Origin of the sequence: Nocardia sp. NPDC050413, from assembly GCF_040655475.1 — a bacterium.
In the GTDB taxonomy this organism is placed as follows: domain Bacteria; phylum Actinomycetota; class Actinomycetes; order Mycobacteriales; family Mycobacteriaceae; genus Nocardia; species Nocardia coubleae.
Map to the genome: position 1 here is coordinate 39,965 of NZ_JBFAJZ010000020.1, position 7,803 is coordinate 47,767.

7 protein-coding genes are annotated in these 7,803 nt (G+C 67.1%); 6 read left to right on the plus strand and 1 reads right to left on the minus strand.

Going from position 1 to position 7,803, the window contains the following annotated elements; translation table 11 throughout:
- Positions 1–12: 12 nt before the first annotated feature.
- On the minus strand, positions 13–1,509 hold the full coding sequence (locus AB0I19_RS28140) for a multicopper oxidase domain-containing protein (RefSeq protein ID WP_357152863.1): 1,497 nt from the start codon (positions 1,507–1,509) through the stop codon (positions 13–15).
- Positions 1,510–1,667: 158 nt separating this feature from the next.
- Here AB0I19_RS28140 and AB0I19_RS28145 point away from each other — a divergent pair, with 158 nt between their 5' ends.
- The 6 genes from AB0I19_RS28145 to tyrS all read left to right on the plus strand — a co-directional run bounded on the left by AB0I19_RS28145 (position 1,668) and on the right by tyrS (position 7,306).
- Complete coding sequence (locus tag AB0I19_RS28145) at positions 1,668–2,843, plus strand: FAD-dependent oxidoreductase (RefSeq protein WP_357152865.1); 1,176 nt, start codon at positions 1,668–1,670, stop codon at positions 2,841–2,843.
- A gap of 4 nt (positions 2,844–2,847) precedes the next feature.
- A complete protein-coding gene (locus AB0I19_RS28150) occupies positions 2,848–3,726 on the plus strand; it encodes an RNA polymerase sigma-70 factor (RefSeq protein WP_357152868.1) in 879 nt (292 codons plus the stop codon).
- Positions 3,727–3,763: 37 nt separating this feature from the next.
- The gene (locus tag AB0I19_RS28155; protein ID WP_357152870.1) at positions 3,764–4,387 is read left to right on the plus strand and encodes a DNA-3-methyladenine glycosylase; all 624 of its coding nucleotides are present in this window, start codon (positions 3,764–3,766) and stop codon (positions 4,385–4,387) included.
- 108 nt (positions 4,388–4,495) lie between these two features.
- Positions 4,496–4,921, plus strand: coding sequence for a DoxX family protein (locus AB0I19_RS28160; RefSeq protein WP_067644376.1), 426 nt, complete (start codon positions 4,496–4,498; stop codon positions 4,919–4,921).
- Positions 4,922–5,122: 201 nt separating this feature from the next.
- Positions 5,123–5,968 (plus strand): alpha/beta hydrolase, encoded by an 846-nt coding sequence (locus tag AB0I19_RS28165; protein WP_357152874.1) that lies wholly within the window; start codon positions 5,123–5,125, stop codon positions 5,966–5,968.
- Between the two features lie 51 nt (positions 5,969–6,019).
- Complete coding sequence (tyrS, locus tag AB0I19_RS28170) at positions 6,020–7,306, plus strand: tyrosine--tRNA ligase (protein ID WP_357152876.1); 1,287 nt, start codon at positions 6,020–6,022, stop codon at positions 7,304–7,306.
- Positions 7,307–7,803 lie beyond the last annotated feature (497 nt).

Below are 7,803 nucleotides of genomic sequence, written 5' to 3' on the forward strand. Positions count from 1 at the left end.
GCACGGCAAGGGTCAGTGCTCGTGACCCGGGAGTGTCGCGGCGGCCTGACCGGGCTCGACGACCACGAACTGGCCCATCATTCCCTGGTCCTCGTGCCACAGCAGGTGGCAGTGGTACATGTACGGCGTGTCCGGATCGGCGGGTCCGTCGAAACGCAGCACCAGCCGCGCCGTCGTGTTCGGCGGCAGGAACACGGTGTCCTTGGCGCCGGTCAGTTCGGGCGGTGGCGGGCCGCCGCTGTACTCGGTGATCCGGAATTGCACATCGTGAACGTGGAAGTTGTGGGGCTGACCGTCGACATTGGCCACCACCCACGTCTCGGTGGCGCCCCGGGTGACGACGGTGTCGATCCGGTCCATGGCCATCGCGTTCCCGTTGATCGCCATACCGGCCAGCTCGAACCGCCGTTCGGTCACCGAGTCTTCGGGGTTCGGAAGGGATTGCGCGGCAAGGTATTCCGGTAGGCTCTTCGAGGGCCTGAGGGTCTCGGCCGCCCGCAACTCGAGCACGTCGAAACTGTCGTCACCACCGGAGAATCGGTTTCCCCAGAAGTCCATGCCCACATCCAGCCGACCACTGCGCAACACGGTGCGCTCACCCGGCCGCATCCGAACCACGATCTCGGCGCGTTCGCCAGGCGAGAGCCGCACCCGATCGAGAGTCACCGGCCGTTCGAGTAGCCCACCGTCGGTGCCGACCAGCGCGAACGGGCGGGTGTCGTCGAAGGCGAAGGTGTAGACCCGCGCGGTCGAGGCGTTGAGCAGTCGCAACCGGACGAGCTCGTCGCCCACCTCGCGATACGGGTCGAGGGTGCCGTTGACCATCGTCCGATCACCGAGGAAACCGGAATTGCGGAAGATCTTGTGCGCGCCGTCGAGCCGGTTGTCGCGCAGCCGCACGTCCTGCACGATCACCGGCAGGTCGTCGACGCCGTAGGTGCTCGGCAGGGCGGGTGCGGGTCCGTCGTCGACGAGGAACATGCCCGCGAGTCCGCGCCGCACGTGGTCTTCGGTTTCACCGTGCGGGTGTGGGTGGTACCAGAGTGTCGAAGCGGGTTGTGCCACTGTCCATTCCGGCGTCCAGATGTCGCCCGGTTCGACCATCTGATGCGGTCCACCGTCCATCTCGGCGGGCAGGTGCATTCCGTGCCAGTGCACGGTCGACGCCTCGGGCAACTCGTTGCGCACCCGCACCCGGACCTTCTCGCCCCGGTTCGCGCGCAAGGTCGGCCCGAGATAGCTGCCGTTGAAGCCCCAGGTCTCGGTGGCTTTACCGGCCTCGAATTCGGTTGTCCCCGTGCGCATATCGAGGGAGAAGACCCTGGTTCCGTCCACATCGATGCTGCTGTCGGCCAGGGGCGGAATGCTCAGCGGTCGCGTGAACTCTGTTGTGCCGACAGTCGATACGTCGGCAGACGACCACGTCCACGTCACCACGCTCGCGATCACTGTGACGAAAGCGATCGCGAGTGCGCAGATGCCGAGGACGAGCCGGCGGAGAGTTCGCATGCCACGACGCTAGGTCTGCCCGACCCGTCGTCACATCAGGAGCGTCACCCATTCGGACCCTGACCTTCCGCCGGTGTGATGCGGGTCACTTCGACGGCTTGTCACGTTCGACGCTCCTGTTTTGTCCCATGCACAACCTCACCGAGAAGGAGCAGGACATGACCACCACCACGCACCGCATCGTCGTCCTCGGCGCCGGCTACACCGGCTTGCTCGCGGCCGTACGCCTGGCCCGCCGCACCAGGAAGACCAACGTGCACATCACCCTGGTCAATCCATCGGCCCGGTTCACCGAACGGCTCCGGATGCACCAGATCGCGGCCGGTCAGGAGCTGGCGCACCACGATATCCCGACGATCCTCGACGGCACCGGAATCCGCTTCGTCCAGGGGTTCGCCACCGCCATCGATCCGGACGCCCGCCGCGTGTACATCGACGGCTTCGGCGACATCACCTACGACGACATGATCTACGCCCTCGGCAGCAGCACCGACACCTCCGTGGTCCCCGGCGTCGCCGACCACGCCTGGACACTGAACGATCCCCGGCGCGCGCACGACTTCGCGCGCCGCGTGGCCGCCTGCCGCACCGTCATCGTGTGCGGCGGTGGCCTCACCGGGATCGAGGCAGCCACCGAGATCGCCGAAAGCCACCCGGACGTGCGCGTCACCCTCGTCGGCTCCGGCGAACTCGGCGCCATGATGGGCACCAAAGCCCGCGCCTACCTGAACACGGTGCTCGACCGGCTCGGCATCGTGCGGGAGATCGGTCAGCGGGTGACCGAGGTGACCGCCGATTCCGTCGTCCTCGCCGACGGCAGGTGGATCGCCACCGATCTGACCCTGTGGACCAGCGGCGTGCGCGTATCGCCCCTGGCCGTCGAGTCCGGGATCGAGACGGACGAACGCGGACTGATCGTCGTCGGACCCACCCTGAAATCGTTGTCGCACCCCACGATTCGCGCCATCGGTGACGCGGCCGCGATCCGTCAACCGTGGGGCCGGATCCACGGCACCTGCCAGAGCGGCCTGCCCTCGGCCACCTACGCCGCCGATGCGATCGCCGCCGAGCTGTGCGGAAAGACGGTGCGCCCCTTCCGCTTCGGCTACTTCCACCAGCCCGTCAGCCTCGGACGCCGCGCCGCCGTCATCCAGTTCACCCGCGCCGACGACACACCCGGCCGGTTCTACCTCACCGGCTGGGCCGCCCGTACCTACAAGGAAATGGTCAGCAGCACCCCCGTACCGGCGATCAAGGTGACCAAGCGGATGCCCGTCGACGTGCAACTGTCCAAGGGCGGCGCGGCGACCCGCGATCTCGTCCGTCATGGTTGAGCACATGCAGGAGCACGACCCGTTCGTCGACCATCGCAGGCTGCTGTTCGCCACCGCCTACCGCATGCTCGGTACCGTCACCGACGCCGAGGACGTCCTGCAGGACGCCTGGCTGAAGTGGCACCAGACCGACCGGTCGGCGGTGGCCAACCCCCGCGCCTACCTGGTCCGCACCGTCACCAATCTCGCACTCAACCGGCTCACCAGCGCCCGCGCCGTCCGCGAGAAGTACGTCGGCCCGTGGCTGCCCGAGCCGGTGCTCACCACACCCGATATCGCCGAGGACACCGCATTGGCCGACACCGTCTCCACCGCCATGCTCGTCGTACTGGAAACGCTGACCCCGGTGGAACGAGCGGTCTTCCTGCTGCGCGAGGTGTTCGGCTACTCCCACGCCGAGATCGCCGAAACACTCGACCGCTCCGAGGCGGGCATCCGCCAGATCGCGCACCGCGCGAAGAGCCACGTCCAATCACGACGCCCCCGCTTCGATGCCGACAAGGCCGCTCGCGCCCGCGTCACCGAACAGTTCATGGCCGCCTGCTCCGGCGGCGATCTCAACGCCTTGATGAACCTGCTCGCTCCCGATGTGACCTGCTGGTCCGACGGCGGCGGCATCGTCACGGCCGCCCGCCGCCCACTGCACGGTCCCGATCATGTCGCGCGCTGGATCCTCGGCGTGCTCGCCAAACCGTCGTCGACCGGCGCCGAACTCGCCGCCACCGACATCAACGGTGAACTCGGCGCGCTGATCACCTTCGCGGGCGCGCCGGGTGCCGCTTTCACCTTCGACCTGGTCGACGGCCGGATCCAGAACCTGCGCTTCCAGGTCAACCCGACCAAACTGGCCGGCTTGAACCAGGGGCGCGACCTGCTCGGCTGACGGGGTGTGGCGCCCGCGCGGATCGTCGCGGGTGAGAATGGGCGTCGTGTCTGCTCAGGAACTCGCTGTCGACCCGGCCGCCGCGGCGTGCCGGGTACTCGGATCGGTGTTGAGGTCGGGGCCGGTGGCGATGCGCATCGTGGAAGTCGAGGCCTACGGGAGCGATGCGACCGGGCCGTGGCCGGATCCGGCGGCGCACTCGTGGCCGGGACCGACCGCGCGCAACGCGGTGATGTTCGGCCCCGCCGGGCGGCTCTACGTGTACCGCTCGTACGGAATTCACCTGTGCGTCAACGTGACCGCGGGCTTCGACGGTGTCGCGTGCGCGGTGCTCGTCCGGGCCGGGGAAGTGGTCGAGGGGGCCGAGATCGCCCGTGAACGCAGGCCCGCCGCTCGCACCGATGCCGACCTCGCGCGGGGACCGGGCAATGTGGGCAGTGCGCTGGGAATCAGCCTGTCCGACTACGGAACCGAGCTGTTCGACCCGTTCTCGCAGGTGCGGCTCGAGCTGAAGCCCCCGGTGCCGCTCGACGAGATCGCCTCGGGTCCGCGCGTGGGGGTGAGCCTGGCCGCCGAGGTGCCGTGGCGGTTCTGGTTGCCCGGCTCGTCGGCCGTCTCGACCTACCGGCGCAGTCCGCGTGCTACCAAACCCGCGATCTAGCAGGGATTTCGAAATTCTTCGCCGACAGCGATGAGTTCTGCGGCGACGGTCCGTCCTATCAGTTGAACGCGCTACCCACCGAGCGCGACCGACCAGAAGGACGAGAAGATGACCACCGCCACGCTTTCCGCGAACTCCACCTCCGCCGCCACCTACCGCCCCGGCAAGATCCGCAACCGCGTCCTGTGGACCCTGCAGATCGTGCTCGGCCTGTTCTTCGTCATCGCCTCGGGCGGCCCCAAGCTCGTCATCCCGAACACTCTGATGGAGAACGGCGCCGCGAACTTCACCATCCCCTTCGGCCTGTTGATCTTCATCGGCGTGGTCGAGGTGGCTGGCGGTATCGGCCTGATGGTGCCGCGACTCAGCGGTCTCGCTGCCGTCGGCCTCTCCGTGCTCACCGTGCTCGCCGCCGCCACCCAGGCATTCATCGCCGACCTGCCCGGAATGGCGATCTTCCCGCTGGTGCTCGCCGCGATCTTCGCCTGGATCGCCTACGAACGCCGCGCCACCATCACCGCGCTCACCCGATGAGCCACAACCGAACACGCTGACGATCACCGGACACCGAGTCCGGTGATCTCGGCGTGTTCGGGGCAGTCCCGCGACCGAACGGTGGGTTCGGTCGCGGGAGACAAAGTGTCGGCGCGGATCTCGTCTGCGAAGCCACTGTGGCGCGCGCCACGCAGGTGCGACGATCAGGGACCGGTTCGAGATCGCACCCCAGGAGCGCCCGTGTTCAGTTTTTCCAGCACCGACGGCACCGAGATCCATGTGCGCAGCTGGCTGCCGTCGGACACCGAACCGCAGGGCATCGTGCAGATCGCCCACGGCATGGGCGAACACTCCGAGCGCTACGGCCATCTCGCCGAGCGGTTGTCCGCTCTCGGCTTCGCCGTCTACGCCGACGACCACCGAGGCCACGGCCTCAGCATGGGCGAGGTACCGGGCGAGCTGGGCCCCGACGGCTGGAACCTGCTCGTCGCCGACCTGGTGGCGCTCACCGAGATCCTGCGTGAACGTCATCCCGGCCTGCCGGTGACCCTCTTCGGGCACAGTCTCGGATCCTTCGCCGTGCAGCAGTACATCCTCGATCACGCCGACCTCGTCGACGACGTTGTGCTCTGCGGGTCGACCGCCGTCGACGGGCTGTTCGCCGAGATCGCCGCGGCCGGCGGTGACCTGACCGCCTTCTTCAACGCCCGATTCCAGCCGACCCGCACCGACGCCGACTGGATCAGCCGCGACGAAACCCAGGTCGACGCCTACATCGCCGACCCATGGTGTGGCTTCGCCATCGACCCGACGAACCTCGGCGAGCTGGCCACCGTCGCCACCGAGCGGCTGGCGAAGCCGGTCGTTCGTCCCGATCTGCCCGTCTATGTGATGGTCGGTGACCAGGACCCGCTCAACGCGGGACTGCGACTGAGCGATCTGCTGGTCCAGCGCTACCGCGACGCGGGCCTGACCGACCTCACCTACCGGGTCTACCCCGGTGCCAGGCACGAGGTCCTCAACGAAGTCGACCGCGACGAGGTCGAAGCCGAGCTGGCCGCCTGGATCACCCGCGCCCGGACCTGAGGACATAACCGGGGTGCGCCCGGCCGACGCGATGCGCAAAGATAGATCCTCGTGACCGGCGACATCTTCGACGAACTGACCTGGCGCGGCCTGATCGCGCAGTCCACCGACCTCGACGAGTTGCGCGCAGCCGCGGCCGCGCAACCGTTGACGCTGTATGCCGGCTTCGACCCCACCGCTGCCAGCCTGCACGCGGGCCACCTCGTCCCGCTGCTCGCGCTCAAGCGTTTCCAGCGCGCGGGTCACCGCCCGATCGTGCTCGCCGGCGGCGCGACCGGCCTCATCGGCGACCCTCGCGACGTGGGCGAGCGCACCATGAACTCGACGGACACGGTCGCCGAATGGGCTCAGCGCATTCGTGGCCAGCTCGAGCGGTTCGTCGACCTCGACGATTCGCCGACCGGCGCGGTGATCGTCAACAACATGGACTGGACCGGACCGCTCACGGCCGTCGACTTCCTACGGGATATCGGTAAGCACTTCTCCGTGAACGTCATGCTCGCCCGTGACACCGTCAAACGGCGTCTCGAAGGCGAAGGCATCTCCTACACCGAGTTCAGCTACATGCTGCTGCAGGCCAACGACTACCTGCAGCTGCGCCGTGAACACGGCTGCACACTGCAGGTCGGTGGCTCGGATCAGTGGGGCAACATCATCGCCGGCGTCGAACTCAACCGGCGCGTCGACGGGGCGCACGTGCACGCGCTCACCGTCCCCCTGGTGACCTCGGCCGACGGCAAGAAGTTCGGCAAGTCCACCGGCGGCGGCAGCCTCTGGCTCGACCCGGAACTCACCAGCCCCTACGCCTGGTACCAGTACTTCGTGAACACCGCCGATGCCGATGTGGTCCGGTACCTGCGCTGGTTCACCTTCCTGAGCCGCGAAGAACTCGACGAGCTGGAACAGGCCACCGCCGAACGGCCCTTCGCACGCGAGGCCCAGAAGCGGCTGGCCGCCGAGATGACGACCCTGGTGCACGGCGAAGCCGAGACCCGGGCGGTGGAACTGGCGAGCCAGGCCCTGTTCGGTCGTGGTGATCTGCGCGAACTGCCCGTGTCGACGCTCGGCGCGGCCCTGCGCGAGACCGCGATCGACGGCAAGGTCGCCGAGGTCGCGCCCGGACAGCCCGACACCATCGTCGACCTGCTCGTGGCGTCGGGCCTGTGCGAGAGCCGGGGAGCGGCACGGCGCGCGGTGAACGAAGGCGGTGCCTCGGTGAACAACGAGCGCATATCCGACATCGACTGGACCCCGTCGGACACCGACTACCTGCACGGTCAGTGGCTGGTGCTGCGTCGCGGAAAGAAGAACATGGCGGGTGTGCGTCGGATAGCCTGATCCGTAGGCGGAGGCCTGAATCACATTCGTGTGATTCAGGCCGGTTCCGCGGCGTCCATCGAGGCGCTGACCTGCGGGGATCCGGTGGTGTCCAGGCGATTTGACGTTGCGTTATCCGGCGCGTAACTTATTGGAAGTCAGAGCGACACGGACACAAGAGCCGGAGAGCGCCTGACAGGCCAAGATCAAGTGACCAGGGTAACGATTGACATCGCCTGGGAGCGAGGTTAGGCTGGAACAGTTGCCCAGCGGAAGATCTGAAGAGATTCAAGGATCTGCTGGTGCGTGTGTTCTTTGAGAACTCAATAGTGTGTCGATGAATGTCAGTGCCAATATTTTATTGGTTCCAGCCTTCGCGTACCCCCCGGTCGTGGGAGGTTGGACATTTTGAACAACAGCAACTTTTTGCTGGTGTTCGCTTTGCTAGATTTTTCGGACTCTAGTTAGATATTTCTGATTCACCCCTTTGGGGTGTTTCGTGAGTCTTCAACGGAGAG

Bases quoted from the DNA above. Each gene is read 5' to 3' on its own strand.
- AB0I19_RS28140 (WP_357152863.1), bottom strand. From the start codon at position 1,509: ATGCGAACTCTCCGCCGGCTCGTCCTCGGCATCTGCGCACTCGCGATC.
- AB0I19_RS28155 (WP_357152870.1), top strand. From the start codon at position 3,764: ATGGGCGTCGTGTCTGCTCAGGAACTCGCTGTCGACCCGGCCGCCGCG.
- AB0I19_RS28150 (WP_357152868.1), top strand. From the start codon at position 2,848: ATGCAGGAGCACGACCCGTTCGTCGACCATCGCAGGCTGCTGTTCGCC.
- AB0I19_RS28145 (WP_357152865.1), top strand. From the start codon at position 1,668: ATGACCACCACCACGCACCGCATCGTCGTCCTCGGCGCCGGCTACACC.
- AB0I19_RS28160 (WP_067644376.1), top strand. From the start codon at position 4,496: ATGACCACCGCCACGCTTTCCGCGAACTCCACCTCCGCCGCCACCTAC.